30 protein-coding genes and 1 other RNA gene are annotated in these 26646 nt (G+C 62.0%); 18 read left to right on the forward strand and 13 right to left on the reverse strand.

Annotation, left to right across the window (positions count from 1 at the left end; all coding sequences use genetic code 11):
• Positions 1-28: 28 nt before the first annotated feature.
• Complete coding sequence (locus tag AC2FME_RS08700) at positions 29-262, reverse strand: sulfurtransferase TusA family protein (RefSeq protein ID WP_496800202.1); 234 nt, start codon at positions 260-262, stop codon at positions 29-31.
• 105 nt (positions 263-367) lie between these two features.
• Between AC2FME_RS08700 and AC2FME_RS08705 the strand changes: the two genes are divergently transcribed.
• From AC2FME_RS08705 to AC2FME_RS08720, 4 genes are all read left to right on the forward strand, one after another.
• The gene (locus AC2FME_RS08705) at positions 368-1120 is read left to right on the forward strand and encodes a cytochrome c biogenesis CcdA family protein (protein ID WP_496679909.1); all 753 of its coding nucleotides are present in this window, start codon (positions 368-370) and stop codon (positions 1118-1120) included.
• A 78-nt stretch (positions 1121-1198) separates the two neighbouring features.
• Positions 1199-2413, forward strand: a complete 1215-nt coding sequence (locus AC2FME_RS08710; protein WP_496800203.1) for a hypothetical protein — start codon at positions 1199-1201, stop codon at positions 2411-2413.
• Entirely contained in the window at positions 2410-3759 is a 1350-nt protein-coding gene (locus AC2FME_RS08715; protein ID WP_496688315.1) for a cytochrome P450, read from the forward strand. Before AC2FME_RS08710 ends, AC2FME_RS08715 begins: the two co-directional genes overlap by 4 nt.
• A gap of 72 nt (positions 3760-3831) precedes the next feature.
• Entirely contained in the window at positions 3832-4713 is an 882-nt protein-coding gene (locus AC2FME_RS08720; protein WP_496741247.1) for a fructose bisphosphate aldolase, read from the forward strand.
• Between the two features lie 2 nt (positions 4714-4715).
• On the opposite strand, the gene AC2FME_RS08725 is transcribed toward AC2FME_RS08720, so the two are convergent.
• From AC2FME_RS08725 to fumC, 4 genes are read right to left on the reverse strand one after another with little or no spacing between them, the layout of a single operon-like run.
• Positions 4716-5318 (reverse strand): DNA-3-methyladenine glycosylase I, encoded by a 603-nt coding sequence (locus AC2FME_RS08725; protein WP_496800204.1) that lies wholly within the window; start codon positions 5316-5318, stop codon positions 4716-4718.
• A 51-nt stretch (positions 5319-5369) separates the two neighbouring features.
• Entirely contained in the window at positions 5370-5600 is a 231-nt protein-coding gene (locus AC2FME_RS08730; protein ID WP_496679917.1) for a ribbon-helix-helix domain-containing protein, read from the reverse strand.
• Positions 5597-5773 carry a DUF4169 family protein gene (locus AC2FME_RS08735; protein ID WP_170528485.1) on the reverse strand — a complete coding sequence of 59 codons (177 nt, stop codon included), beginning with the start codon at positions 5771-5773 and terminating at the stop codon, positions 5597-5599. Before AC2FME_RS08735 ends, AC2FME_RS08730 begins: the two co-directional genes overlap by 4 nt.
• Positions 5773-7167 carry a class II fumarate hydratase gene (gene fumC, locus AC2FME_RS08740; RefSeq protein WP_496800205.1) on the reverse strand — a complete coding sequence of 465 codons (1395 nt, stop codon included), beginning with the start codon at positions 7165-7167 and terminating at the stop codon, positions 5773-5775. Before fumC ends, AC2FME_RS08735 begins: the two co-directional genes overlap by 1 nt.
• A 210-nt stretch (positions 7168-7377) precedes the next feature.
• Here fumC and AC2FME_RS08745 point away from each other — a divergent pair, with 210 nt between their 5' ends.
• A complete protein-coding gene (locus AC2FME_RS08745; protein WP_496711141.1) occupies positions 7378-7938 on the forward strand; it encodes a hypothetical protein in 561 nt (186 codons plus the stop codon).
• Positions 7939-7962: 24 nt separating this feature from the next.
• Here AC2FME_RS08745 and AC2FME_RS08750 read toward each other — a convergent pair whose 3' ends face one another.
• From AC2FME_RS08750 to AC2FME_RS08785, 8 genes are all read right to left on the reverse strand, one after another.
• On the reverse strand, positions 7963-8433 hold the full coding sequence (locus tag AC2FME_RS08750; protein WP_496679924.1) for an SspB family protein: 471 nt from the start codon (positions 8431-8433) through the stop codon (positions 7963-7965).
• Positions 8434-8509: 76 nt separating this feature from the next.
• A complete protein-coding gene (gene chrA / locus AC2FME_RS08755; protein ID WP_496800206.1) occupies positions 8510-9763 on the reverse strand; it encodes a chromate efflux transporter in 1254 nt (417 codons plus the stop codon).
• A gap of 252 nt (positions 9764-10015) precedes the next feature.
• Complete coding sequence (locus AC2FME_RS08760; protein WP_496688325.1) at positions 10016-10447, reverse strand: ester cyclase; 432 nt, start codon at positions 10445-10447, stop codon at positions 10016-10018.
• Between the two features lie 102 nt (positions 10448-10549).
• Positions 10550-10897, reverse strand: a transfer-messenger RNA (tmRNA) gene (ssrA, locus tag AC2FME_RS08765).
• Between the two features lie 35 nt (positions 10898-10932).
• On the reverse strand, positions 10933-11295 hold the full coding sequence (locus AC2FME_RS08770; RefSeq protein ID WP_496711138.1) for a DUF4345 family protein: 363 nt from the start codon (positions 11293-11295) through the stop codon (positions 10933-10935).
• A gap of 64 nt (positions 11296-11359) precedes the next feature.
• Positions 11360-12010, reverse strand: a complete 651-nt coding sequence (locus AC2FME_RS08775) for a hypothetical protein (protein WP_496800207.1) — start codon at positions 12008-12010, stop codon at positions 11360-11362.
• A gap of 13 nt (positions 12011-12023) precedes the next feature.
• A complete protein-coding gene (locus AC2FME_RS08780) occupies positions 12024-13424 on the reverse strand; it encodes a selenium-binding protein SBP56-related protein (RefSeq protein WP_496800208.1) in 1401 nt (466 codons plus the stop codon).
• Between the two features lie 127 nt (positions 13425-13551).
• Positions 13552-14283, reverse strand: a complete 732-nt coding sequence (locus tag AC2FME_RS08785; RefSeq protein WP_496800209.1) for a FadR/GntR family transcriptional regulator — start codon at positions 14281-14283, stop codon at positions 13552-13554.
• Positions 14284-14394: 111 nt separating this feature from the next.
• Here AC2FME_RS08785 and AC2FME_RS08790 point away from each other — a divergent pair, with 111 nt between their 5' ends.
• The 13 genes from AC2FME_RS08790 (at position 14395) to AC2FME_RS08850 (ending at position 26593) form a co-directional block, all read left to right on the forward strand.
• Complete coding sequence (locus AC2FME_RS08790) at positions 14395-15132, forward strand: DUF2182 domain-containing protein (protein ID WP_496800210.1); 738 nt, start codon at positions 14395-14397, stop codon at positions 15130-15132.
• Positions 15133-15149: 17 nt separating this feature from the next.
• Complete coding sequence (locus tag AC2FME_RS08795; protein ID WP_005983316.1) at positions 15150-15779, forward strand: DUF1326 domain-containing protein; 630 nt, start codon at positions 15150-15152, stop codon at positions 15777-15779.
• Complete coding sequence (locus AC2FME_RS08800) at positions 15779-16306, forward strand: DinB family protein (protein ID WP_496800211.1); 528 nt, start codon at positions 15779-15781, stop codon at positions 16304-16306. Before AC2FME_RS08795 ends, AC2FME_RS08800 begins: the two co-directional genes overlap by 1 nt.
• Positions 16307-17410 (forward strand): dimethylsulfoniopropionate demethylase, encoded by a 1104-nt coding sequence (locus AC2FME_RS08805; RefSeq protein WP_496800212.1) that lies wholly within the window; start codon positions 16307-16309, stop codon positions 17408-17410.
• 102 nt (positions 17411-17512) lie between these two features.
• Positions 17513-18508, forward strand: a complete 996-nt coding sequence (gene acuI, locus AC2FME_RS08810; RefSeq protein ID WP_496800213.1) for an acryloyl-CoA reductase — start codon at positions 17513-17515, stop codon at positions 18506-18508.
• A gap of 180 nt (positions 18509-18688) precedes the next feature.
• A complete protein-coding gene (frr, locus tag AC2FME_RS08815) occupies positions 18689-19252 on the forward strand; it encodes a ribosome recycling factor (RefSeq protein WP_496688340.1) in 564 nt (187 codons plus the stop codon).
• Between the two features lie 9 nt (positions 19253-19261).
• The gene (uppS, locus tag AC2FME_RS08820) at positions 19262-19993 is read left to right on the forward strand and encodes an undecaprenyl pyrophosphate synthase (protein ID WP_496679945.1); all 732 of its coding nucleotides are present in this window, start codon (positions 19262-19264) and stop codon (positions 19991-19993) included.
• Positions 19990-20772, forward strand: coding sequence for a phosphatidate cytidylyltransferase (locus AC2FME_RS08825; protein WP_496800214.1), 783 nt, complete (start codon positions 19990-19992; stop codon positions 20770-20772). The genes uppS and AC2FME_RS08825 overlap by 4 nt, the downstream gene beginning before the upstream one ends.
• Positions 20772-21944, forward strand: coding sequence for a 1-deoxy-D-xylulose-5-phosphate reductoisomerase (gene dxr / locus AC2FME_RS08830; protein ID WP_496800215.1), 1173 nt, complete (start codon positions 20772-20774; stop codon positions 21942-21944). Before AC2FME_RS08825 ends, dxr begins: the two co-directional genes overlap by 1 nt.
• 4 nt (positions 21945-21948) lie before the next feature.
• Complete coding sequence (rseP, locus tag AC2FME_RS08835; protein ID WP_496711130.1) at positions 21949-23301, forward strand: RIP metalloprotease RseP; 1353 nt, start codon at positions 21949-21951, stop codon at positions 23299-23301.
• Positions 23302-23389: 88 nt separating this feature from the next.
• The gene (locus tag AC2FME_RS08840; protein ID WP_496688350.1) at positions 23390-23518 is read left to right on the forward strand and encodes a hypothetical protein; all 129 of its coding nucleotides are present in this window, start codon (positions 23390-23392) and stop codon (positions 23516-23518) included.
• 124 nt (positions 23519-23642) lie between these two features.
• Complete coding sequence (gene bamA, locus AC2FME_RS08845) at positions 23643-26003, forward strand: outer membrane protein assembly factor BamA (protein ID WP_496711129.1); 2361 nt, start codon at positions 23643-23645, stop codon at positions 26001-26003.
• 5 nt (positions 26004-26008) lie between these two features.
• Positions 26009-26593, forward strand: coding sequence for an OmpH/Skp family outer membrane protein (locus AC2FME_RS08850; protein ID WP_496679953.1), 585 nt, complete (start codon positions 26009-26011; stop codon positions 26591-26593).
• Positions 26594-26646: the final 53 nt, after the last annotated feature.

The following is a 26646-nucleotide window of genomic DNA, read 5'->3' on the forward strand; positions in this document are numbered from 1 at the left end:
AATCGGCCCGCCATTTTTTCTTAGGGCATCACGCGTTTTTTCGGATCAGATAGACTTGGTGATCGGGCATGTCCTCTCGCCCAACAAGTTCGTGACCGGATTCCGCGCAGAAATGCGGAACATCGACGACGGCGGCCGGATCATCGGCCAGCAGGCGCAGAATAGACCCCGCCGGCATGGATTTCAGCCTTTTGCGGGCTTTCAGAACGGGCAGGGGACACAAAAGGCCCAGCGCGTCAAGGGTTTCGGCTTCATGAGTCATGTGCCTCAGATATTTGCCGCGAAGCGCTCTGTCCAGCATGCAGCCACGAGGATGTGACCGAATAGCCCCGTGACGCGGCCGTTCGGATACCCTATCTGCAGTGTTATGTTCGGAATCGATATCATCGACGCGGGGCTGCTGCCCGCCATGTTCATCGCGCTGGTCGGCGGGTTGATCAGCTTTCTGTCGCCCTGCGTGTTGCCGATCGTGCCGCCCTATCTGGCCTATATGAGCGGCGTGACCATCCACGAGATGCAGGATCAGGCGCAGGCCCGGCGCAAGGCGACCCTGTCTGCGCTGTTCTTCGTATTGGGGCTGTCGACGGTGTTCCTGCTGCTAGGCTTCACGGCCTCGGCCTTTGGCGCCTTCGTGCTGCAGAACCAGGAGCTGTTCGCTAAGGCCTCGGGTCTGGTGGTGATCGTTTTCGGCCTGCATTTCCTGAACGTGTTCCGCATTCCGATCCTGGACCGTGAGGCGCGGGTCGAGACCGGGGACGCAGGCGGATCGGTCTTCGGGGCTTACATCCTGGGGCTGGCCTTCGCATTCGGCTGGACCCCGTGCATCGGTCCCCAGCTGGGCGCGATCCTGTCGCTGGCCGCGTCCGAGGCCTCGGTAGCGCGGGGTACGCTGCTGCTGGGCGTCTACGCCGCAGGCCTGGGCATTCCGTTCCTGCTGGCGGCGATGTTCCTGAACCGGTCGATGTCGGTGATGAACAAGCTGAAGCCGCATATGGGCACGATCGAAAAGGTCATGGGTGGCCTGTTGCTGGTGGTCGGCATCATGCTGGTGACGGGCCTGTTCAGCCAGTTCAGCTGGTGGCTGCTGGAAACATTCCCGGCGCTGGCCACTCTGGGCTGACGCGGCGCCCGGCCGCGATGATCGGGCCTTACCTTGGCCACATCGCTGCGCTAACCTGCCCGCAACAAGGGCAGAGGCATGAGCAGTCAGGTTCCGCAATCTGGGGTACAACGACGCCGGGTGTTCTATATCCCCGGCTATGATCCGATCCATCCCCGCCGCTATCGCGAACTCTATCGGAAAGAGGGGATCACGCAATCAGGGATTTCCGGGTATCAGTTGGAGGTCTCGGCCAAGACGGGCGATGGCCCCTATGGCTGGCATGTCCGGTTGGTGCAGGACGGGGCCGAGGTGCAGACGGAGGTCGAGGTTCTGGTCTGGTCCGACATCGTACGCGACAGCATGGACAGCTCGATCCCGGCGACCTATTGGCAATTGCTGCGCACGGCGTGGGTCTACATTGCGACCGGCACGCTGTGGCGGCTGATGGGCTTGCGCAAGGGCCCGGTGATCGCTGCGCTGTATCCAGTGGGGATGTTGCTGGTGCAACTGGCGGCGGCAGTGGCACTGGGATGGGGCCTCGTGGCGTTACTGTTCCCGTGGGTCGGGGTTTTGGCGCTTCTGCCAGCGCTGGCGCTTTTGGTGGTGGTCCTGCGCTGGTTTCGCAAGATCGACAACCGTCTGTTCGCCTATTACCTGATGCACGACTATGCCTATTCAGCGCGGCTGCGCGGGGAAACGCCGCCTGAATTGCAGGCCCGGTTGGACGAATTCCGTGCCACTATCGCGGCGGCTCTGCATTCGCCGGTCGATGAGGTTCTGGTGGTGGGCCACAGTTCCGGCGCGCATCTGGGGGTTTCGGTTCTGGCCGACATGCTGCGGCGGGGCGATGTGCCGCCGGATGGCCCCGTCCTGTCCTTCCTGACATTGGGGCAGGTGGTGCCTATGGTGTCATTCCTGCCGCGGGCCGATCGGTTGCGGGCCGACCTGCAGCTGCTGTCGCAGACCGAGCAGTTGACATGGATCGATGTCTCGGCGCCCGGGGATGGCTGCGCGTTTGCCTTGTGTGATCCGGTTGCGGTCAGCGGCGTTGCCGGGCCGGGCAAACGCTGGCCGCTGGTTTTGTCAGCCGCTTTCACGCAAACCCTGTCGCCCGAACGCTGGGGAGCTTTGCGCTGGCGGTTCTTCCGTCTGCATTTCCAGTATCTTTGCGCGTTCGACCGGCCGGGCGACTATGATTATTTCCGCATCACCGCCGGGCCGCAGACATTGGGCGCGCGGTTCGCCGAGCGTGCCCCGTCGAAGTCGCGGATCGAGCGGGCGGTGTCCAAATACCGAACGGTGCGCGCATGACCCCGCCCAAGCCGCCCGTCAGACCTGACAAGGTATCGCTGTGGCAATACCTGCGTCTGTTCCGGCGTGACATCCTGTCGGCCCAGCCGCAACGCCTGTACCGCGCCTGGATGGCCGAGTTCCGGACCCCATTCTTCCGGTCCTATCTGATCAACCAGCCCGAACTGATCGACCGGGTTCTGAAACACCGCCCCCAGGATTTCCCGAAATCCGGCCGGATCAGCGAAGGCCTGCGGCCCTTGTTGGGCCAATCAGTATTCCTGACCAATGGTGCGACCTGGGAGCGCCAGCGCCGCATCATCGACCCGGCCTTCGAGGGCGGACGGCTGAAGCAAACCTTTCCCGCGATGCTGGCCTCGGCCGAAGCTTGCGCCGAACGCCTGCGCGACAAGACAGGCGTACCGGTCGAGATCGAGGAGGTCACCAGCCATGCCGCCGCTGATGTGATCTTTCGGACCCTGTTCTCAGTGCCGATCGAGCACGAGATCGCCGCACAGGTGTTCGAGAAATTCCGCGCCTATCAGCGGCAGCAACCGCTGCTGAACCTTGCGGCTTTCGTGCCGCTGCCCGACTGGGTGCCCCGGTTCCACGCGCGCAAGACCCGCCGTGCGGCGGCCGAAATCCGCGCCTTGATCGCCCGCCTGACCCGCGAGCGGGCCGCGCAGATCGCCTCCGGCACTGCGCCCGACGATCTGGCCACCAAGATCATGACCACGCCCGACCCCCTGACCGGACAGTGTTTCAACACCGACGAGATGATCGACCAGGTCGCCATTTTCTTTCTGGCCGGGCACGAAACCAGCGCTTCGGCCTTGGCGTGGGCGCTGTACCTGATGGCCGCCTATCCCGACTGGCAGGAACGCGTGGCCGAGGAAGCTGGCGCGCAGGACAAAATCAGCTTTGCCAGCATGTCCATACTGCGCATCAGCCGCGATGTGTTCCGCGAGGCGCTGCGGCTCTATCCCCCGGTGCCGATGATGGTGCGCGAGGCCACATGCCCCGAACGCTTCCGCGACCGCGACGTGCCCAAGGGCGCGCAGATCGTACTCAGCCCATGGCATCTGCACCGCCATGAGCGGCTGTGGGAAGACCCCGACGGCTTTGACCCGGCCCGCTGGGCGACCGAAAACGGCAAAGCCTGCCAGCGTGCGGCGTTCATCCCGTTTTCGGCCGGGCCGCGCGTCTGCACCGGGGCGGGGTTTGCGATGGTTGAGGGGCCGTTGATCCTGTCGATCCTGCTGCGCCGGTACCGGTTCGAACCTGTTGAGGGCCGCACCCCGGTACCGGCGGCGCATCTGACGGTCCGGTCGCGCGACGGAATCTGGCTGCGCGTGGTTGAGCGCTAACAAACTATCATCGCCCCGCGCCATGCTGTATGCGATTGGAAAGGCGGAATCATTACTGAACGGGAAAGTGTTATGTCCAAGGCTGAACAGCGCGAACAGATGATCAACGGTGCGGGCTTCATCGCGGCTCTGGATCAGAGCGGCGGCTCGACGCCCAAGGCGCTGGCGCTGTACGGGGTACAGCCGTCCGACTATGGCTCGGACGAGGAAATGTTCGCCGAGATCCAGAAGATGCGCGCCAGGATCATCCTGGCCGATGACTTCACCCGCGACAAGGTGATCGGCGCGATCCTGTTCGAACGCACGCTGGGCGAGGAAATCGAGGGCCGCAAGGTGGCCGATTACCTGTGGTCGATCAAAGGCATCGTGCCGTTCCTCAAGATTGACAAAGGGCTAGAGGACACCGCCAACGGTGTGCAGCTGATGAAGCCCATCCCGGGCCTGGCCGAGACGCTGGCCAAGGCCGAAGGCGTGTTCGGCACCAAGGAACGTTCGGTCATCCACGAGGCCAATGCTGAGGGCATCGCCGCCGTGGTGAAACAGCAATTCGACGTGGCCCGCGAGGTGATCGCCGCCGGCATGGTTCCGATCATCGAGCCCGAGGTGAACATCAAGTCGGACACCAAGGCCGAAGCCGAAGAGATCCTGCAAGCCGAAATCCTCAAGAACCTCGACGAGTTGGGCGAGGGGCAGGACGTCATGCTCAAGCTGACACTGCCCAGCAAGGCCAATCTGTATGACGAGGCCGCCGATCATCCGCGTGTTCTGCGGGTGGTGGCGCTGTCGGGCGGTTATTCGACCGACGAGGCCTGTGACCTGCTGGCGCAGAACGGCAAGATGATCGCCTCTTTCTCGCGTGCGCTGACCGAGGGGCTGTCGAAACAGCAGTCGGATGCCGAGTTCAACGCGGCCCTGGGCAGCAATATCGACAAGATCTACCGCGCCTCGGTCTGAGGTCAGACCGGTTTGGTGAATGAGCGGCGCATCTGCGCCGCTTTTTCGCGCATGGTGCAGCCGCTGGCGTGGTCATTCACCAGCCCCATCGCCTGCATGAAGGCAAACACCGTAGTGGGGCCGACAAATTTCCACCCGCGCTTTTTCAGATCCTTGGACATGGCGACCGACTCGGGCGAAGTCGACGCCGTCTGCGGCGCAGGAGGCGTCTCGGGCTCGAACCTCCAGACATAGGCCGCCAGTGAGCCGGTTTCGGCCACCAGCTCCTGCGCGCGGCAGGCGTTGTTGATTACCGCCTCGATCTTGCCGCGATGGCGGATGATGCCGGCATCTTGCGGCAGGCGCTCGACATCCGCTTCAGAAAAGCCGGCCATCACGTTGAAATCAAATCCGGAAAAGGCTTTGCGGAAGTTTTCGCGCTTGGCCAGAATGATGCGCCAGCTGAGGCCGGATTGGAAGCTTTCAAGGCAGAGCTTCTCGAACAGGCGCTGGTCGTCATCCACCGGATAGCCCCATTCTTTGTCGTGATAGTCGAAAAACTCCGGCGCGGCTTGACACCAGCCGCATCGCGGTTGGCCATCCAGGCCGGTCACGAGATCGCGCATCAAGTGTACCCCTTTTGTTCACAATCAGCCTAGACACCGACGGGGATCAGATCAAGGGGTGCGATCGGATGACCGGTACCAGTTCAGAACAAACACTCGAATGGCAGACGCCAGCCCGGTCTCGGGGTCGCGCGCCACATCAATTTCCGAGGCCAAAACATTGATCGGCATACCTTTTGCTTTGGCGATGTCTCGGAACGCCTGCCAGAACTCATCCTCGAGCGAAACCGAAGTGCGATGCCCCTTGAGGGTCAGCGAGCGTTTGACGGGCGGGCCGCTCATTCATCCAGCTCGTGATTGTCCAGATCGCGGCGGGCTTTTTCCGTACGGGCCTTGTCCAGCTGCTTTTCCGCCTTGCTGCGCCCGAACGCCGCCGCGTTCCGGTCGGCGCGGGCCTTTTTCTCGGCCCGCGCCTTTTCCTTGCGATACCGGTTCAGATTGACCGGCTTGCCCATCAGTCCTTGGGCCCGATCATCTGCTCGGGGCGCACGACGGCGTCGAAGGTCGCCTCGTCGACGAAGCCCAGCTTGATGGCCTCTTCCTTCAGCGTGGTGCCGTTCTTGTGCGCGGTCTTGGCGACCGTGGTGGCGTTGTCATAGCCGATGGTGGGGGCCAAGGCGGTCACCAGCATCAGCGATTCCTTCATCAGCTTTTCGATGCGCGCCTCGTTGGCCTTTATGCCCAGCAGCATACGCTCAGTAAAGCTGTCGGTCGCGTCGCCCAGCAGCTGGATCGACTGCAGCAGGTTGTAGGCCATCATCGGGTTGTAGACGTTCAGCTCGAAATGGCCCTGGCTGCCCGCGAACTTGATCGCGGCGTCGTTGCCCATGACGTGGGCCGCGACCTGGGTCAGCGCCTCGGCTTGGGTCGGGTTGACCTTGCCCGGCATGATCGACGAACCGGGCTCGTTTTCCGGCAGGATCAGTTCGCCCAGACCCGAGCGCGGCCCCGAGCCAAGGAAGCGGATGTCGTTGGCGATCTTGTAGCAGCTGCCCGCGACCGTGGCCATAGTACCCGACAGGAATACCATCGCATCATGGGCGGCCAACGCCTCGAACTTATTGGGCGCGGTGACGAAGGGCAGGCCGGTGATTTCGGCCATGTTGGCCGCAACGGCCTCGGCCCAGCCTTTCTGGGTGTTCAGCCCGGTGCCGACGGCGGTGCCGCCCTGCGCCAGCTCGTAGATGCCGGGCATGGCTGCGTTCACACGGGCGATGCCCTGACGGATCTGGTGGGCATAGCCGCTGAATTCCTGGCCCAGGGTCAGCGGGGTCGCGTCCTGGGTATGGGTGCGGCCGATCTTGATGATATCTTTGAATTCTGCCGACTTCTGCTCTAGCCCGGCGGCCAGCTTCTCCAGCCCCGGCAGCAGAACGTCGCGCACGCTCATCGCGGTGGCGATGTGCATGGCGGTTGGGAAGGTGTCGTTCGACGACTGGCCCATGTTGCAGTGATCGTTCGGGTGCACCGGGTCCTTCGAACCGATCACGCCGCCCAGAATCTCGATCGCGCGGTTCGCGATGACCTCGTTGGCGTTCATGTTCGACTGGGTGCCCGAACCGGTCTGCCAGACGACCAGAGGGAAATTGTCGTCGAACTTGCCCTCGATCACCTCTCCGGCGGCCTCGATGATGGCGTCGGCGATGCGTGCGTCCAGCTTGCCCGTTGCCTTGTTCTGCATGGCGCAGGCCTTCTTGACCACGCCCAGGGCGCGGATGATGGCGACGGGCTGTTTCTCCCAGCCGATGGGGAAGTTCATGATCGAGCGCTGCGTCTGCGCTCCCCAGTACTTGTCGGCCGGAACCTCGAGCGGGCCAAAACTGTCGGATTCGGTGCGGGTCTGAGACATCTGTCACTCCGTCTGGTATGCAGTCGCATGCCGTTTAGCCGCAGCCACGCCGCGGCGCAATCGGCCAGTTGCGCGCACCTTAATCTGATGGGCAGTAAAGGTATAGCCGGGCGAGGTGCGTCATTTTTCTTTCGGGTGGTCGTCCCATCTGCCATTGTGCCGGTGGCCCGCGTGTCTAGAATGCGAAGGGCGGGAAACGGAGAGGTCGGGATGTTTCGTTTGGGGCTGAAAAAATCACAGTTTGCGCAGATGCGGGTTTGGGCGGCTGTCGTGGCGATGCTGATCGGAGTTCAGGCCGGCGCAGCGGATATCGGGCCCTTTGTCGGTGACTATGTCGGGTCGGCCCAGGTCGTGGATGCGGACGGAACCGCGACCCCGCGCGACATGAGCGTGCGCATCTCCGAAACCGATGACGGGTTCAATGTCAGTTGGACAACAGTGACATATAAGGCGGATGGCCGGGTGAAAGAGCAGTCGTTCTCGGTTGACTTCCGGCCGTCGGACCGCCCTCAGATCTATTCGGCGGCGATGAAACGCAACGTGTTCGGCCACGAAGTGCCGCTGGATCCAATGAAGGGTGAACCCTTCGTATGGGGCCGCATAGTCGGCGACACGCTGACCGTGTTTTCCCTGTTTATCGACCACGAAGGCGACTATGAACTGCAGCAATATGACCGAACGCTGGCCGAAGGCGGGCTGAACCTGTCCTTCTCGCGCTTCAGCGACGGGCGCGAGGCGCGGTCAGTGGATACGTTCCTGCGCAGGAAATAGCGTTTCAGCCCTACAATCGGCCGATCAGGGCTGTTTGCGGAAACTGTCCAGCGATACGATGTCGGCGTCGTGGTGCGGCTTGTCCTCGGGCTCGACTTCGATCGAGTCTTCTTCGGTCGCCGCGATTTCCTCTTCGTCTTCTTCGGGGCCTTCGAAGCGCAGCCCGAATTCGACCGACGGGTCCACGAAGGTCTGGATTGCCGCAAAGGGGATATACAGCGGTTCGGGCGAATCTCCGAAATTCAGCGTGATGGCAAAGCCGTCGTCATCGACGCTCAGGTTTTCGAACCAATGCTGCACCACGATCGTCATTTCATCCGGGTAGCGCTGGCGCAACCAGTCGGCAATTTCAACACCGGGTGTGCGGGTGTCGAATGTGATGAAGAAATGATGCGCCCCGGGCAGCCCCGACTCCGAGACCCGTTGCAGAACGGTCTTGATCAGGCCGCGCATGGCGGTGTGCATTAGGTTGCCGTAGTCGATGCCTTGCGACATGTCTTGTCCTCGAAAGTGGTTGCCCCAAGCATAAGGGATTCGGGCGGAAACGAAAGGCCCGGCAGCGCCGGATTGTTCAAAGAAAATGCAGGGCCAAACCTGCTGCGGCCATGGCGGCCAACGCGACCCCGAAACCAGATTTCAGTCGGAATATCAACAGCCCGGCGGCAACTGTCAGTGCAAGCGCCTGAAAATTCAGGCTGGATGGAACGGGTATCGGGATTGAGATGGGGCCAAGGCCGTATCGGACCACGTCTGCAAAAATCACGTTCAGCGCGAACCACACCGAAAGGTTGAGAATCACCCCGACGACAGCCGCCGAGATTGCGCTCAAGGCGCCGGACAAGCGCGGGTTCCGGGCGATGTGATCCAGATATGGGGCCGACAGGAAGATCCAAAGAAAGCAGGGGACGAAAGTCGCCCAAAGTGCGACCGCGCCTGCGGCCAGGGCCAAACCGGGGCCACCGGCGATCTGACCGGTCAGCATGGCCACGAATTGCGTCACCAGGATCAGAGGCCCCGGAGTTGTCTCGGCTAGGCCCAGCGCATCGATCATCTGGTCGGCCGAGATCCAGCCATGCTGCGCCACCACCGTCTGGGTCATGTAGGACAGCACCGCGTAGGCGCCCCCAAAGCTGACAACCGCGAGTTTGGCAAAGAACCAGCCCAGATCGGCCAGCAGCGTCTGACCCGACGCCGTCAGTAGAGCCAGCGGCAAAAGCCAAAGCGTCATCCAGACCAAGGCGGTGCGTATCGCGTGCCTTTCCGCTGGGAGCCGACCCGGATCGGACGGCGGATGTGTCGTGCGGGACATAACGTACCCCCAACAACCGGCCGCCAGGACGATCAGTGGGAAGGGCAGGTTTAGTGCAAAAATGGCCAGAAAAGCCAGCCCCGCGATAACGCGAGACTGCAGCCCCGAGAGGGTCTTGCGCGACAGGTTGATCACGGCCTGCAGCACGATTGCAATGACGGTCGCCTTGACACCCAGAAAAGCCGCCTGGACAGGCGGCAGGTCGCCATAGGCGGCATAGAGCATCACCAGCGCAGCGATCACGATTGCGCCGGGCAAAACGAAAAGCGCGCCCGCGATCAGCCCGCCGGGCACGCCGCGCAGGCGCCAGCCGGCATATGTGGCCAGTTGCATCGCCTCGGGGCCGGGCAGCAGCATGCACAGCGACAGGGCGCGCAGAAATGTCGGCTCATCCAGCCAGGCACGGCGATCCACCAGTTCCCGGTGCATCAGCGAGATCTGGGCGGCCGGCCCACCAAAGGACAACACTCCGATACGGCCGAACACCCGGATAAGATCCGCGACCGAGGGGCTCATCCGCAGGCCATGACCGAGGCGACTGCCGGAGTGCCGAGGGTCGGCGTGCGCAGGCGCGTGTGCTCAAGTAGAGGCCGCATGCTCGGCGGGGGAATTCGACACTGCATTTGATAGTAATCCCCAAACACCGGCCCCGCCATGGAACACGCCCTTCCGCATTTCGAGATGTGGCAATCCGCGCCCTGCCTGGGCGGGCGAGTTGCCGGTCTCGGTCCTTGCTATGCGGGCTTTGCCTGTGCGGTCAAGAACCGGTCAGGCCCAATCGAGACGTTGTCCGGTCATGCATACGGGCAGCGTGTCCTGCGGAAACTGGCCGAGTTGTTCGAACAGCGACACGAAATCGAACTGATTGTAGGCTTCGACCATCTTGTCACCCTTGAACCGCGCCATGACCTGTCCGGTGACCTCAAGCGGCGCACCATTGTCGGCACGCGATGTCCTTACATGCAGGACCGCCGAGGCCCAGTCGCCGCTCTCGATGATTTTCGGCAGGTCCACCTGAATGTCGCCCAGCACATGACGGAAGGCCATCACCAGATCGCGGAAATCGTCCACGCCGACCTGCATTTCCGGTATCAGCCCTTCGGCCATCGTTTCGGGCGCGAAATATTCGTCGATCGCGTCGACATTGCCTTTTTCCCAAACCTCCGAGTACCAGGCCCGAAGAATCTCTGCATGAGTCATCCCAGCTCTCCTGTTTAGCTTAGGAGAGACTTGCGCATAGAGGTGAAGAAACCCTGAACACCGTTAGGATCAGCGCAAAAACCGCAGACAAATGGTTGGGAAAGTGCAGGTTTCTGTTGCCAGGCACCTGCGAACCCCGCCTTACGCGGCTAGGCGCAAGGACTTAAGTTTCGGTCTGGTTACTGCTTACGCAGCAACGGCAACCGGAGCACGATTGTCATTTGCAATTGTACTGTTTTCGCCGGTAACGGTGGCAGACAGCCGGGACAAAGCTAACCCCTTTAGACGTTCGTCGATCCTGTTTCGGCCCCATGATCCCCAAATGAAGGATATATGGTGGAGCCGCCGGGTACCGCCCCCGGGTCCGATCCGCTTATTACGAGCGCGTTTATGTCCATAGTCCCGAAGGACAGGACTTATATAGGTGAGGATTTTTGCGGATGCAAACCCCCAAGGCGCGGGATCATGGCGATTTTTTCAACCGATCACGCGGGCTTCGCCAGGTTGGCGGCGATCAGCCAGATTGCCAGCACCAGCTCGATACCACCGAAGGTCAACGCCTTGGCCAAGGGCGGATTGTCCAGCAGAACGGACACGAACCGACCCAGCGCCGCGCCCGCATAGATCACGCCCAACATCGCGTAGGCCATCGGGTGGTTCAGCCACAATACCGCGATTCCGGTCACGACGAACAGTCCGCCGACCGAGGCGCGCATTTCACTGAGGCCCATCGTGCTGTTGGTGGGCGCAAGGTCCAACGAGGCTGCCGTCCAGGCCGGAGCCAGAAAGCCGAACAGGCCAAAGCCGATGGTCAGAAGGGCTGCGATGATGTTGAGTGTTCCGGTCATGGGGGCCTCGCGTTTCAAATGCCTGCCAATCGAACCTAATCTGTTTTGGGGCAGGGGGAAGACCTCAGATTGCGGCCCACAGGCCGAGCACGCCCACGAGGATCAGACTGAGCGCCCAGACCATTTCCAGGTTGAACCAGCTGCGCGACAGGAATTGCAGGCCCAGCCAGCGATAGACCGCGAAGGCCAGAGCGCCGCCACCCAGCATCATCGCGCCGGTATGGACCGCGGCCACTGTCAGAACCAGCAGGCCATTGGTGCCCATGATCTCTGACGCGGCTCTGTGGCCGGTATCCAGCTCGTCCAGTCCGCACAGGCCCAGATAGATCGGCACAAGCATAAGCGCCGCACCATGCGCCAGCGCCACCAGAAACGACCACAGTGCCAGCCTACTGGGCGGCACGCGCGCCAGGAACCGTGGATGCCGACGGGTGATCGCGATGTAGAGGCCCATGGCGATCACGATCAGGGCTGCTCCGATCCGGATTTCGCGCTGATAGTCTACGAGGATGGTCATCACCGCAAAGGGCAGCAATACGCCCAGCATCGCCAAGAAATGCCCGCCCGCCAAGGCTGCCAACGCGCGCCACAAGGCGGATTGACGTTGCTCCATCAATGCAGCCGACACGGCCAGCGGCCAGCCCATGCCGGGGTTCAGCCCGTGATAGGCGCCGCTCAGCAAAACGGCCAGCCAGAGGCCGGCCGTCGATGTCATCAAGACGTCCAATTCAGACCGAAGGGTAGCAGAAACTGTCGGTGGAGCAGTCTCCCCCCTCAAGCCGGATCTGATGGGCGCGATAACCTTTGGGGAATTCGACCCAGAAGTTCCTGTCCAGCTTCAGGCCGCCTTTTTTGCCGACATCCGCCTTGACCATCGCCGCGCCGCGCTCGCCGGGGTAGAACTGATCATCCCAGGTGGAATAGAGCGAATTGGTCCAATAGACGCGTTTCCCGTCACGGCTGATCTCGACCATCTGCGGGCCATAGCCAAAGTCCTTGCCGTTGGGGTGCTTGGTCTTCTTGACGATGCCGCCGATCTCGACCTTGCCGGCCAGTTTGGGCTTCATCGGGTCCGAGACATCGTACTGGTGCATTTCACCGGTACCCCAGCACGCGACGTAAAGGTATTTGTCATCCAGGCTCAGGTCGATGTCGGTGACCAGCGGCGGCACCGCCGAGAATCCTTTAAGAAGTTCGGGAAGATCAGCAGGATCAGCGGGTTGGGGGTCGATCGTAATGGTCTTTTTGGCGTGGAACTTGCCTTTCTTGTCGCGCCACCACGTAAAGATCGCTCCCTGCAGGTTGGTGGTGTCGACCACCACGCCGCAGAACCCGTATTCCTTGACAGGATCGTGCGCAGGCCGGATTTCCAGCGCCATCTGGTGTTTCGCGCCCAGATCGATGGTCTGGATGTTGGTGCGGTCGCGCAGGTTCCAGAAATGGATCCGGTGGCCATATTTGTTCGACAGAAGGTCCTCCGGTAGCAGGCCGTTCTCGAATTGCGGCGGCAGGCCCCATTCGGAACTGACCATGTAGTCACGCGGCAGGTTCCACCAGAAATCATAGTGCTTGTCCTGCACGCCGCGTTCGATCTCGTAACGCCCGATGATGTCGAAGGTTTCACAGTCCATGATGAAGATGCCCGGTGGACCGTCAGTGCCCTTCTCGCCGCCGCCGCCCAGGGTGCTGACATAGATGCCTTCGGGGCCGCAGTGGATCGTGTGCGGGCGGGAATATCCAGTTTTAGCAAATACTTCCTCGGGTTCGATGATCTTGTGGATATAGGCCTGAAGCGGGTCCTTCACGTCGATGACATAGATCCGGCTCGAGCGGATACCGGGGATGATCAGGTACCGGCGCTCAAGGAAGGCGTGGCCGGTCAGCGGCGACAGGGCCGAGGAACAGGCGTTCCATCCGAAATGGTGAAACTCGTCGCCCTTGTTTGGCATCATCACCTTGTGAACGATCTTGCCGTAGTCGCCCGAAGTTGGGTCGACGTTTACAACGGCCAAACCGTCGGGCTGCGAGAAATCAGGGCTGAGCATCAGAGTGAAGGCCAGGGTCTCGGGCGGGGCCTCCATGGCCAGTTTGGCGGATGGATAAAATGTCGGATCCGGTCTTTTGTTCATAACGTCCTCCCGTAAGTCATTGAAAATAAATTTTATTGAGAGTGCCGGTCTTCCCGCCGGATGATGGTCTGCCTGCCCGAGTGTCCTTTCCGTTGATGTGATGCGTCAAGAATTATTCAAGCGGCGCTCAGGCCGGTTTCCGCCGACGTTCAGCCACGTCATGGGCAAGGTGGCGCGTGTAGGTTTCCAGCTCGACCAGCGCAGCGTCGACGGTCTCGGCGTCTTGCGCCTCCAGCGCGTCGGCGATCTTGCTGTGCAGGTGGATGATCTCCTCGCGCGAGCGGGCGGTAAAGGTGATCATGTTCATCAGGGGCTGCATCGCCTCGACCGCGCCGGCCAGTTGATAGGACAGGACAGGGTTGCCCGCACCATCGACCAGCGCCCGGTGAAAAGCCACGTCCGAGGCGCAGAAGGCCTCATCCGTCAAACCGGGTTGCGCCTGGCGGAAAATTTCCGCGCGCATGGTGGCCAGTTGATCTGCGGTGCGCCGCTGCGCCGACAGGGGCGCGCAGGCCCGTTCCAACGCATAGCGGGCCTCGCAGGCGGTGTCGAAGCTGACCTCGTTCATCGACAGCAGCAGCGTCGAAGTCGTGATCTGTTGGGAATAGGCGTCCTGGAAACTCAACCGGTTGACGAACGCACCTCCGGTCGCGCCGCGCTGGGTGCGGATCAACGACTGTGCCGCCAGCCGCTTCAGCGCCTCACGCACGGTGGGACGCGACACTTGGAACTGATCCGCCAGCTCGGATTCCGAGGGCAGGCGCTCGTCCACGATCAGCTCTCCTGATACGATCGCATCGCGGATGGCCTGGGCGATCTGCGCAGATAGGTCGGTGCTTTTCTGCGGGTCGATTTTCATCTTCTTGGGGTCACCGTGAAAAATTTATTTGTCTGACATTTAAAAGTCTGACATTTGAAAAGCAAGGAGTGAGTCGCAGGGAGGGCCGTGACTGTGGACCGGATAAGAGCCATGACAGCGCCGCATTGGCTGGGCCTGTTCGCTGCGATCCTGTCGGCCTGGGGGGCGCTGTACCTGATGGCGGTGCCGGCCGAGATGCGCGCCCTTGGTGCGGTATACGGCGAAGATTTCTGGCGCAGCCTGTGCACGTTGACCCCTGATGCGGCGGGGCTGCTGAAGATGGTGGCCATGTGGGCGTTGATGTCGGCGGCGATGATGGCGCCGACGGCTTTGCCGGCCTTTGCCACCTATGACGACCTGTCCCACGCCGCGCAGGGCACAAGGTTCGGGCATTTGCTGGCGGGGTATCTGACGGTCTGGTTTGGCTTTTCCGTTCTGGCCGCGCTGGCGCAAATGGCGCTGTTCCGGGCGGGTGCGCTGAACGGGTTGGGCGAAAGCGTCTCGGGGCTGCTGTCCGCAGGCCTTCTGGCCGTCGCCGGCCTGTACCAGTTTTCAGCCATCAAAGAGGCCTGCCTGAGCAAGTGCCGTCATCCGCTGACCTTCTTCATCCAGCACTGGGAGGAAGGCCCGTGGCGCAATGGCCTGCGGCTGGGGCTGGTGTGCCTGGGCTGCTGCTGGGCGCTGATGCTGCTGGCCTTCGTGGGCGGCGTGATGAACCTGGCCTTCATGGGGCTGGCCACGATGCTGATGGTTTTCGAAAAATTGCCCGACCTTGGCCGACTGGTGACCCGCCCGCTGGGCGTGGCGTTGCTGATCGGGGCCGCCTGGGTCGCGTTTACGACAGTCTGACAAGAGGAGAGACAGACATGGCTTTGGATACGGTGGGCACGGTGCCCTGGACCATCAAGGGCGAGTTGATCCTGAACTGCAACTGCACGGTGTTCTGCCCCTGCGTGGTCAGCCTTGGGAAGCATCCGCCGACCGAGGGCTACTGCCAGGCCTGGGCGGGCATCCGCATCGATGAGGGCCAATATGGCGACGAGGACCTGTCGGGTCTGAACGTGGGCCTGTTCCTGGAAATCCCCGGCAACATGGGGCGCGGCAACTGGAAGGCTGCGGCCTTCATCGACGACCGCGCGTCCGAGGCGGCCTATGAGGGGCTGGTCAACATCTTCTCGGGCGCGGCGCGCGGTACGACGGGGCTGTTCTCGGTTCTGGTCAGCGAGTTCCTGGGGGCCGAGCGGTCGCCGGTGCATTTCGAAACCGAAGGCAAGGAACGCCGCCTGATGGTCGGCAAAAAGATCCAGGGCGCGGTGGTCCCGGTCGAGGGCAAGGACGGCAAGGAAATCGTCGTCACCAATACCGAATACTGGATGGGCCCGGACATCACAGTGGCGACCGCGACAAAGGGCAAGGTGCGCGCCTTCGGTCGGGTCTGGGATTTCGACGGCCGCTCCGCCGAGATCTGTCAGATCGACTGGCACGGGCCCCGGTAATGATCACCGGCGCCTTTGCCCGGCGGATGGCCCGCTATAACCGTTGGCAAAACAGCCAGTTGGCGGGCTTTCTTCATAAGCTTTCAGCCAAGGAATTGATCCGTGAATGCGGCGCGTTTTTTGGGTCGATCCTGGGCACGGCGAACCATCTGCTTTGGGGCGACTGGATCTGGATGTCGCGGTTTGGCACGGGTCCTAGCCCGGACAGCCCCCCGCACCGCAAAGGCGGCGGCATCCAAGAAAGCGTCCATCTGTGCCCCGATCTGGCTCACTGGTTGCCGCTGCGCGAAACGATCGACGCGCGGATAGGCGCCTGGGCGGACACCCAGGGAGATGACCCGATCAGTGGGTCGCTCACTTGGTGCTCCGGAGTGAAAGAGAAAAATATAACAATGCCTTACGCAGAGTGTGTGATCGGTTTCTACAACCATCAGACGCATCACCGGGGGCAAATCCACAAAATGCTGACCGAGGCCGGCTCTGAGGCGCCGGTCAGTGATCTCGTTTTCTTGCCCGAGGAGGTCTAAGTGCCACAGATTTCTTTGTCGCGCCGGCTGCGGCGCACGCCGTTCTCTGACGGGGTCGAGGCGGCCGGTGTCAAAGGCTATACCGTCTACAACCGGATGTTGCTGCCGACGGTGTTTGAAAGCGTGGAGGCCGACTATCGGCATCTCAAGACCCATGTGCAGGTCTGGGATGTGGCCTGCGAGCGGCAGGTCGAACTGCGCGGCCCCGATGCGGCGCGGCTGATGCAGATGCTGACCCCGCGCGACCTGCGCGGCATGTTGCCGGGTCAATGCTACTATGTGCCGATCGTGGACGAAACAGGGGGCATGCTGAACGATCCCGTGGCGGTGAAACTGGCGGATGACCGCTGGTGGATCTCGATCGCAGACAGCGACTTGCTTTTGTGGGTCAAGGGCCTGGCCAACGGGTATAGACTGGATGTTCTGGTGGACGAGCCGGACGTGTCGCCCTTGGCAGTGCAGGGACCCAAGTCGGATGACCTGATGGCGCGGGTCTTCGGCGACCGGGTGCGCGATATCCGGTTCTTCAAGTTCGACATGTTCCAGTTCGAGGGGCGTGATCTGGCGATTGCGCGGTCGGGCTATTCCAAACAGGGCGGGTTCGAGATCTATGTCGAGGGCGGCGACATCGGCATGCCCTTGTGGAACGCCCTGTTTGCCGCCGGAGAGGACCTGCAGGTTCGGGCGGGTTGCCCCAACCTGATCGAGCGGATCGAAGGCGGGTTGCTGTCTTACGGCAATGACATGACTGACGACAACACGCCCCATGAGTGCGGGTTGGGCAAGTTCTGCAACACGCATACGGCCATTGGCTGCATCGGGCGGGATGCGCTGTTGCGGGTGGCCAAGGAGGGGCCGGTTCAGCAAATCCGCCCGATCGCGATCGAGGGTGAAGCGGTGCCACCCTGTGATCGGCCGTGGCCGGTATATGGTGGCGGCAAGCGCGTGGGTCAGGTGACTTCGGCCACCTGGTCGCCGGATTTCCAAACCAACGTGTCGATCGGTATGCTGCGGCTGAGCCACTGGGATCCGGGAACACGGGTTGAGGTCGAGACACCGGACGGCATGCGGGATGCAGTCGTGCAGGCGAAGTTCTGGATTTGAGCCGGGAAGGGGGCTCTGCCCCCGTCGCTGCGCGACTCCCCCGGGATATTTGGGGCCAGATGAAGAAGTCGTCTGGCCGAGAGGAAGGAAAGGAATGTGAGCATGTTCAACGCTTTGGTAATGGAGAAGGACGAAGAAAGCGGGCTGGCAACCCCGGTGATCAAGCAGATTTCGGAAGACGATCTGCCGCATGGGGATGTGCGGGTGGCCGTGGAGTACTCGACCGTCAACTACAAGGATGGTTTGTGCATGTCACCCAAAGGCGGTGGTCTGGTTCGCAACTATCCGCATGTGCCGGGGATCGACTATGCGGGAACGGTAGAAGACTCCTCGAACGACAGGTACAAACCCGGCGACAAGGTGGTGTTGACCGGGTGGCGCGTGGGTGAGGCACATTGGGGCGGGTATGCCCAGAAAGCCAGCGCGCTGGCCGATTGGCTTGTGCCTCTGCCGCAGGGGTTGAGCACGCGCCAGGCAATGGCGGTGGGAACCGCCGGTTTTACCGCGATGCTGGCGGTCATGGCGCTGGAAGATCATGGTCTGACGCAGGATCGAGGTCCGGTTCTGGTGACCGGTGCGGCCGGTGGCGTGGGCTCGGTCGCGACCGCGATCCTGGCGAATCTGGGTTACGAAGTCGCGGCCGTGACAGGGCGCCCGGAGGCCGGGGAGTATCTGAAATCTCTGGGCGCTGCGACCATCGTGCCGCGCGAGGAGTTGAATGAGACCACCAAACGCCCGCTCGAGAGCGAGACATGGGCCGGGTGTGTCGATGCAGTGGGTGGTTCGATGCTGGCGCGTGTGCTGGGACAGATGAAATATGGCTGCTCGGTCGCCGCCGTCGGGTTGGCGGGGGGCGCGGCTTTGCCGGCAACGGTGATTCCGTTCCTGCTGCGGGGGGTGAACCTGCTGGGAATCGACAGCGTGATGCAGCCCTACGACAATCGCGTACGCGCGTGGAAACGGATCGCGACGGACCTGCCGATGGACAAGCTGGATTCGATGATCCAGCCGGCAACGCTGAAGGATCTGCCAAAACTGGGCGAAGACATTCTGAAAGGCCGGGTCAAGGGTCGCGTCGTGCTGGACGTGAATGCCTGACGGGCGGATTGTCGTCAAATCGGAACCGGCCTCATTGGGGCCGGTTTTTGTTCACGTATCGACGTATGGCGACAAACGGAGTCCGGTCGTCGAGGCTTTTGGCGCTCATCATTGCTATACATCCCATTTGCGATGGCTTATGACCCTAGCAAACAGACCTGAATAAGGGGAGTGAGCAGCATGTCTGATGACTTCGAACTGGATACCGACGATCTGAAGCGCCGCATGGAGGGCGCCATGGCCAATTTGCGCACCGAGTTTGCGTCGCTGCGCACCGGCCGGGCCTCGGCTTCGATGCTGGATCCGATCATGGTTGACGCCTATGGGTCGATGACTCCGATCAACCAGGTGGGCACCGTTAACGTCCCCGAACCGCGCATGGTCACCATCAACGTGTGGGACAAGTCGCTGGTCGGCAAGGTGGAAAAGGCAATCCGCGAGAGCGGTCTGGGCATCAACCCGCAACTGAACGGCACCATTATCATGCTGCCGATCCCCGAGCTGAACGAGGAACGCCGGCGCGAACTGGGCAAGGTGGCCGGCCAGTATGCCGAACATGCCCGCGTGGCCATTCGCAATGTGCGCCGTGACGGGATGGACCAGATCAAAAAGGCCAAGGCTGACGGCCTGTCCGAGGATGACCAAAAATTCTGGGAGAGCGAGGTGCAGGAACTGACGGACCAGATGATCAAGGCGGTTGACGCCGCGCTTGAGGCGAAACAGGCGGAAATCATGCAGGTCTGAGACGCGGAGATGCCCAAGGATCCCCTGATCGGCGAGTTGTGCGGGCCGCGCCATGTGGCCATCATCATGGATGGCAACGGGCGGTGGGCTCAGGCCCGTGGCCGTCCGCGTCTGTACGGGCATCATGCCGGGGCGCGGCGCGTGCGCGAAGTGGTCGAAGCCTGCCCGGGACTGGGGATCAAATACCTGACGATCTTTGCCTTCTCGACCGAGAACTGGAAGCGGACTCAGGTTGAAGTTGCGGGTCTGATGAGCCTTTTCAAGCGGTACATCATAAAGGAAACCCGGACGCTTGCCGAAAACGGTGTCAGGGTCCGGTTCATTGGAGATCGGGTCCGGCTGGATGCTAAGCTGATCGAGCTGATGGACCAGCTGGAACGGGAAACTGCCGACAACGACCTGGTGCATCTGACCGTGGCGCTGAACTACGGAGGCCGGGACGAGGTAGCTCGCGCAACCAAACGGTTGGCCAGGGATGTCGCCGAAGGCAAGCTGTGCCCCGATGACGTGGACGAGGAGACGCTGCCGAAATACCTGGATACGCGGGTTCTGCCCGATCCTGATCTGGTGATCCGGACCAGTGGCGAGGCGCGGATCTCGAATTTCCTTCTGTGGCAGTCGGCCTATTCGGAATACGAGTTCATCGAAACGCTGTGGCCGGATTTCACGGCCTCGGAGCTTGAGCGACTGTGCAAAAGCTACGGATCGCGTGAACGCCGGTTCGGAGCCGTCCCCGCATGAGTGACGGGCGTTGGTCCGATCTGACCGTCCGCGTTCTGTCGGCGGTGGTTCTGGTGGCAATCGGCGCGGTCGAGGTTTGGCTGGGCGGGCTGTGGTTCGAGACCTTCATCGCCGCGGCCTGCGGTATCATGATCTGGGAACTGGTCCGCATGGTTGACCCGCAGCGGGCCGGAGTTGCGGTGCAATTATCCGTGCTTACCGGCGTGGCGGTTCTTTTGGCCACCTATCTGCCGCCGGTGGCCGCTTTGCCGGTTCTGATCGCGCCGGCGCTGGTCGGAGCCGGGCAGGTGGAGCGCGCGCGCGGGATCTATGCTCTGTTTGCGATCTGGATCGCGGCGGCGGGTTTCGGATTCATCTCGATCCGCGAGAATATGGGCTTTGGCTGGATGATCTGGCTGATCGCGGTCGTCGTCGCCACCGACGTGGCGGGCTATTTCGCGGGCAAGGCCATCGGCGGGCCGAAATTCTGGCCCAAGGTCAGCCCCAAGAAAACCTGGTCGGGTACGGTGGGCGGCTGGGTGGCCGCTGCTTTGGTGGGCGCCGCGTTCGCGGTTTATGCAAGCCTCGGGCCCGGGCTGGTTCTGATCTCGGTTTTGGCCTCGATGGCCAGCCAGGCGGGAGACATCGTGGAAAGCGCGACCAAACGGAAATTCGGAGTCAAGGACAGTTCGGACCTGATTCCGGGCCACGGCGGGTTTCTGGACCGGTTCGACGGCATGATGGGGGCATCGCTGCTGGTTCTGATTGCAAGTCTGTTCTACGCCCCCGGAGAGATGTGATGCGCAAGGTCTCCATCTTTGGCGCCACCGGTTCCATCGGGCAGAACACCATCGACCTGATCGCGCGGGACCCGACCGTCTATGACGTGGTGGCCGTGACCGGTGGCGCAAACATCCGGAAACTGGCCGAGGATGCCCGGCGCCTGCGCGCGCAGGTCGCCGTGACCGCGTTCGACGACAGGTTGCAAGACCTGCGCGCCGCGTTGGAAGGCAGCGGAATCGAAGCAGCGGCCGGGGCGACCGCGCTGGTCGAGGCCGCGGCGCGTCCGGCCGACTGGGTGATGTCGGCCATCGTCGGCGCGGCGGGTCTGGCGCCCGGGCTGGCGGCACTGGAACAGGGGGCGACGCTGGCGCTGGCCAACAAGGAAACACTGGTCTGTGCCGGGTCTCTGGTGCTTGAGACAGCAAGGCGGCATGGTGCGCGCCTGCTGCCGGTGGACAGCGAGCATTCCGCCGTGTTCCAGGCGCTGGTGGGCGAGGACATGGCCGCGGTCGAGCGCATAATCATAACCGCCAGCGGTGGGGCGTTTCGCGACTGGCCGGTCGAGCGGCTGGCGCAGGCGACGGTCGAGCAGGCGTCGAGCCACCCGAACTGGGACATGGGTCAGCGTATTACCATCGACAGCGCTTCGATGTTCAACAAGGCGCTGGAGGTCATTGAAACAAAGGAATTCTTCGGTATCGCGCCCGACCGGATCGAGGTCGTGATCCACCCCGAATCGATCGTTCACGCGTTGGTCGGGTTTCGCGACGGAGCGGTGATGGCGCATCTGGGCGCGCCCGACATGCGCCACGCGATCGGCTATGCGCTGCACTGGCCCGAGCGGCGCGAGCTGCCGGTACCCCGGCTGGATCTGGCCCGTCTGGGACAGTTGCGGTTCCGTGACCCCGACCCGGCGCGCTATCCGGCGCTGCGGTTAGCGCGCGAGGTCATGGAGCGCGGAGGTCTGTCTGGTGCAGTGTTCAACGCCGCCAAGGAACGTGCACTGGATCACTTCATAGGCCAGCGCATCGGATTTCTCGACATGTCCGACGCGGTGGCGGCGGTTCTGGACCGGTTCGAGGACGCAGGCGGCCTCATTGATGCCCCGATGACCCTTGATAACGTGTTGAAAGCGGACCATCTGGCACGTCAATGGGTGGATGACGCCGTACTGAGAAGAGCAGGATAGACTTTTGGACATACTCTCGCTGATCCCGCAATTTGGTGGATTGATCTACACGATCGCTGCCTTCGTCGTGGCCCTGTCGGTGATCGTCGCCGTGCATGAATACGGCCACTATATCGTCGGGCGCTGGTCGGGGATCCATGCCGAGGTGTTCTCGATCGGGTTCGGTCCGGTTCTGTGGAGCCGCGTGGACAAGCGCGGCACGCGCTGGCAGATCGCGGTGCTGCCGTTTGGGGGCTACGTTAAATTCCTGGGCGATTCAAACGCGGCGTCGGGCAAGGATTCGGCGGCAATGGACGAGATCGCCAGTAAAAGCCCCGAAGAACTGCGTCATACGATGCACGGAGCGCCGCTGTGGGCGCGCACGGCAACGGTGGCGGCCGGACCGGTGTTTAACTTTGTCATGTCGATTTTGGTATTCGCGGCGATCTTCTGGTCGCAGGGGGTGACCCGCGAACCTTTGACCGCGGGCACGCTGAAACCGCTGCCGGGAACCGTGCAAGAGCTGCGCGAAGGGGATGAGATCCTGGCGATCGAGGGAATCCCGGTGCCGGATTTCGACGCCGAGGACGCCTGGACCGATTTCACCGATGCACTGCCCGAAGAGCCCGTGCTGACCTACACCGTTCAGCGCGACGGACAGACCATCGATGTCGAGGCGCCATACCTGTTTCCGCCGCTGATCAGCCGGGTCGCACCGCGAAGCGCGGCGATGGATATCCAGCTTGCGCCCGGCGACGTGATCACCGCAGTGGACGGAGAGCCGATTTTTGCTTTCGATCAGTTGAAGGACAAGGTCGAAAGCTCGAACGGCAAGGTGCTGTTGCTGGATGTCTGGCGCGATGGGGCCGAGCTTGAATTCGCGCTGGCCCCGCGCCGGACCGACGAACCGCAGCCCGATGGCGGTTTCAAGACCCATTGGCGGATCGGGATCGTCGGCGGGTTGATGCTGGAGCCGGCCACCGAACCGGCGGGGCTGTTCGAGGCCGCAGGTGCCGGCCTGCAACAGACTTGGCGAATCATCGAGGGCTCGCTTTCGGGCATCTGGCACATGATCACCGGGGCCATCAGCACTTGCAACATGTCGGGGCCGATCGGCATTGCCGAAACTTCGGGCGACATGGCCAGCCAGGGGGCGCAGAATTTCGTGTCGTTCATCGCGGTGCTGTCCACCGCCGTGGGCCTGTTGAACCTGTTCCCGATCCCCGCGCTGGATGGTGGCCACCTGATGTTCTACGCTTACGAGGCGGTTTCGGGTAAGCCGCCCAGCGAGCGGGTATTCCAGATCATGATGGGCATCGGCGTGACAGTGATCCTGACCCTGATGATCTTCGCGCTCGGCAATGATCTGTTTTGCTGATTGAGGCAGCGGCGCCTTCCGGGCGCCGCAAATTCGCCTCAATTGCGACGTAGGTGATACTCGTTTCCAACGAAGCGGGCTGAAGATCATGACAGGTGCATTGCGAAAATCATATCAGGGGGTCAACTTCCTGTTCGTCCTGAACTGGGATTTTCTGCTGAGCTTTGGCATCACCGCGCTGGCCTTGGCGGGCGGGGCATTTCTGGCCTCTTTGTGATTCTTTACCAGCACCGGTTCTAGCTGCGCGGCCCCTTGCGGCCGCGTTTTGCTTTTGGGCTTTTGACAAGATGTGCCATTAACGGTACTCAAATTCAAAGTCCCAGAACCAGGCAGAGATAAACATGGCATACAGGGAAGACGCGGGCATATCCTGCGGTGCAGTCGAGCCCGAAACCAACATTTTGTGGCAGCTTCTATCGGGTTTTTTCCTCGTTTCAGCGCTTTGGCTTGCGGTATTTTCGCAATCCGCCTGGGCACAGTCGTACACGTTCAATTCGTTCGATGTCGAAGGCAACCGGCGTATTGAAACCTCGACGATCATCAGCCGGACGGGAATCACGCCCGGTCAGACCGTAACGGCGGGCCAGCTGAACGACGCTTATCAGCGTTTGCTTGACAGTGGTGTTTTTGAGACAGTCGAGCTAACCCCGCGCGGCAGCACGCTTGCGATCAAGGTCCAGGAATACCCGACGATCAACCGCATCAGCATCGAGGGCAACCGGCGGGTCAAGGATGACGTCCTGCTGGATGCGATTTCGTCGCAGCCGCGCCGAGTGTTCACCCCGCAGGTGGCCGAGGCTGATGCCGACGTGATCGCGGAGATCTATTCGGCACAGGGCAGGGTATCCGCCACCGTCATTCCGCGCATCATCCGTCGCAGCGACAACCGCGTTGATCTGGTGTTCGAGGTCGCCGAAGGCACCACGATCGAGATCGAACGCGTCAGCTTCGTGGGCAACCGCGCCTATTCCGACCGCCGCCTTCGGCGCGTGCTGGAAACCAAACAGGCCAACATCCTTCGGACCTTCCTGCGCGGCGATACGTTCATCGCCGACCGTATCGAGTTCGACAAGCAGGTGCTGCGTGATTTCTACCTGTCGCGCGGCTACATAGATTTTCGCGTCAACAGCGCCAATGTCGAATTTACCCGCGAACGGGATGCGTTCTATCTGGTGATGAATATCACCGAAGGACAGAAATTTTCGTTCGGCAAGGTGACGACCGTCAGCGAGATTCCCGGTGTCGACGCAGCGCCCTATCAAGCCGCGTTGAAGATCAAGCCCGGCGTGACCTATTCGCCCACGCTGATCGAGAATTCGATCACCCGCCAGGAGCGGTTGGGCCTGAAAAACGGCGTCGATTTCCTGCGGGTCGAGCCGCGGGTGACCCGCAACAACCGCGACCTGACGCTGGATGTCGAATTTGTCCTGACCAAGGGGCCGCGCATCTTTGTCGAACGCATCGACATCGAAGGTAACACAACAACGCTGGATCGGGTGATCCGGCGCCAGTTCGACACGGTCGAGGGTGATCCGTTCAACCCGCGTGAAATCCGCCAGAGCGCCGAGCGTATTCGTGCCCTGGGCTTCTTTGCGGTCGCCGATGTGGATACGCGCGAAGGGTCCAGCCCCAGTCAGGTCATCGTGGATGTCGATGTCGAGGAGCAACCCACCGGCTCGCTGAGCCTGGGCGGCAGCTATTCGGTCTCGGACGGGTTCGGCATCGCGATCGGGCTCGAAGAACGGAACTTCTTGGGCCGAGGGCAGGCTTTGGGTGTGACGCTGTCGACGGCGCAGGATTCAGAACAGTACATCCTGAATTTCACCGAACCCTACCTTCTGGGCCGCAAACTGCGCTTCGATCTGGGGCTTGGTTTGTCCTCCACAAACTCGAGCTTTGCCAGCTATGACACCAAGACCGTGTTCTTCAACCCGCAGCTGAGCTATGCGATCGGAGAGCTGTCGGCGCTGAAGCTGCGCTACAACTGGAACGACAGCGAGATGACGCAGCAGGACAGCCAGGTGAACGGGGCGGTGATCGCTTCGGAAATCGCCCAGGGCAAGCGGTCGACCAGCTCGCTCGGCCTGTCCTATGTCTATGACAGCCGGATCGGCGGGTTGAACCCCAACGCGGGTGCGTTGTTCGAAGTCGGCGTGGATGCCGCCGGTTTGGGCGGGGACAACAAGTTCCTAAAGACCTCCGCCCGCGCCATCGCCCAGACCAAGGTGCTGAACGAGGAGATGACCCTGCGCGCTTCGTTCGAGGCCGGCGCCCTGCATTGGCAGGGAGACGACTTCAGCCGAACCCTCGACCGCTATGTTCTGGGGCCCAACATCTTCCGCGGGTTCGAACCCGCCGGTCTGGGCCCACGGGATCTGTCGAACGGCCAGGACGACGCGATCGGCGGCAACCTGTACTGGGTGGCGCGCTTCGAGTCCGATTTCCCGCTGGGCCTGCCCGAGGAACTGGGCCTGCGCGGCGGTGTCTTCTATGACGTTGGCAACCTTTGGGACATCGACAATGTCGACACGACCGGGGCCAATATCGTCGGCGCCGACGGGTCGCTCCGCCATGTCATAGGCGTGTCGCTGTTGTGGGATACGCCGTTTGGCCCCTTGCGCTTCAACTTCTCGAAAGCGTTGGTCAAGGAAGACTTCGACAAAGAACAGAACTTTGACTTCACCATTCAGGCGCGGTTCTGACGTTCATGCTGAAACACATATCCAGAACAGTGCAGGGCCCTCTTCGGGCCCTGTGCATTTTGGCATTCGCTTTGGCGGCGGGCCCCGCATCGGCTCAGCAGTTGGGCATTCCGCAATCGGGGGTGCTGACCATATCCAGTGACCGGATGTTCGCCGAGTCGGCCTTCGGCAAGCGGATCCGGGCCGAGATCGAGGCGGAAAGCCGTGCACTGGCCGAGGAGAACGAACGCATCGTGGCCGAGCTGAGCCGCGAGGAAAAGGAGCTGACCGACAAACGCAGCGTCTTGACCCCGGACGAGTTTCAACCGTTGGCCGAAGCGTTCGACCAGAAAGTGCAGTCGCACCGCGAAAGCCAGCGTGCCAAACTGGATGCGCTGTCGCGACGCAGCGAAGAGGCGCGGGTCAGGTTTGTCGAACTGTCACGCCCTGTTCTAATCGATCTGCTGCGCGATACGGGGGCGTCGATCATTATCGAACGCGCGAACGTCTTTCTCAGCTCGGATGCCTCGGATATCACCGATGTGGCCATCCGGCGGATCGACGCGGCCATCGGCGACGGTGCCGGGCTGGAAGAGCGTGACGAACCCTAGCGCGGCTTGCTCTCGCACGGTGGTATTGCTAACCACGCGGAAACCACACCTCG

It is taken from the genome of Ruegeria sp. BHSC026 (genome assembly GCF_059613065.1).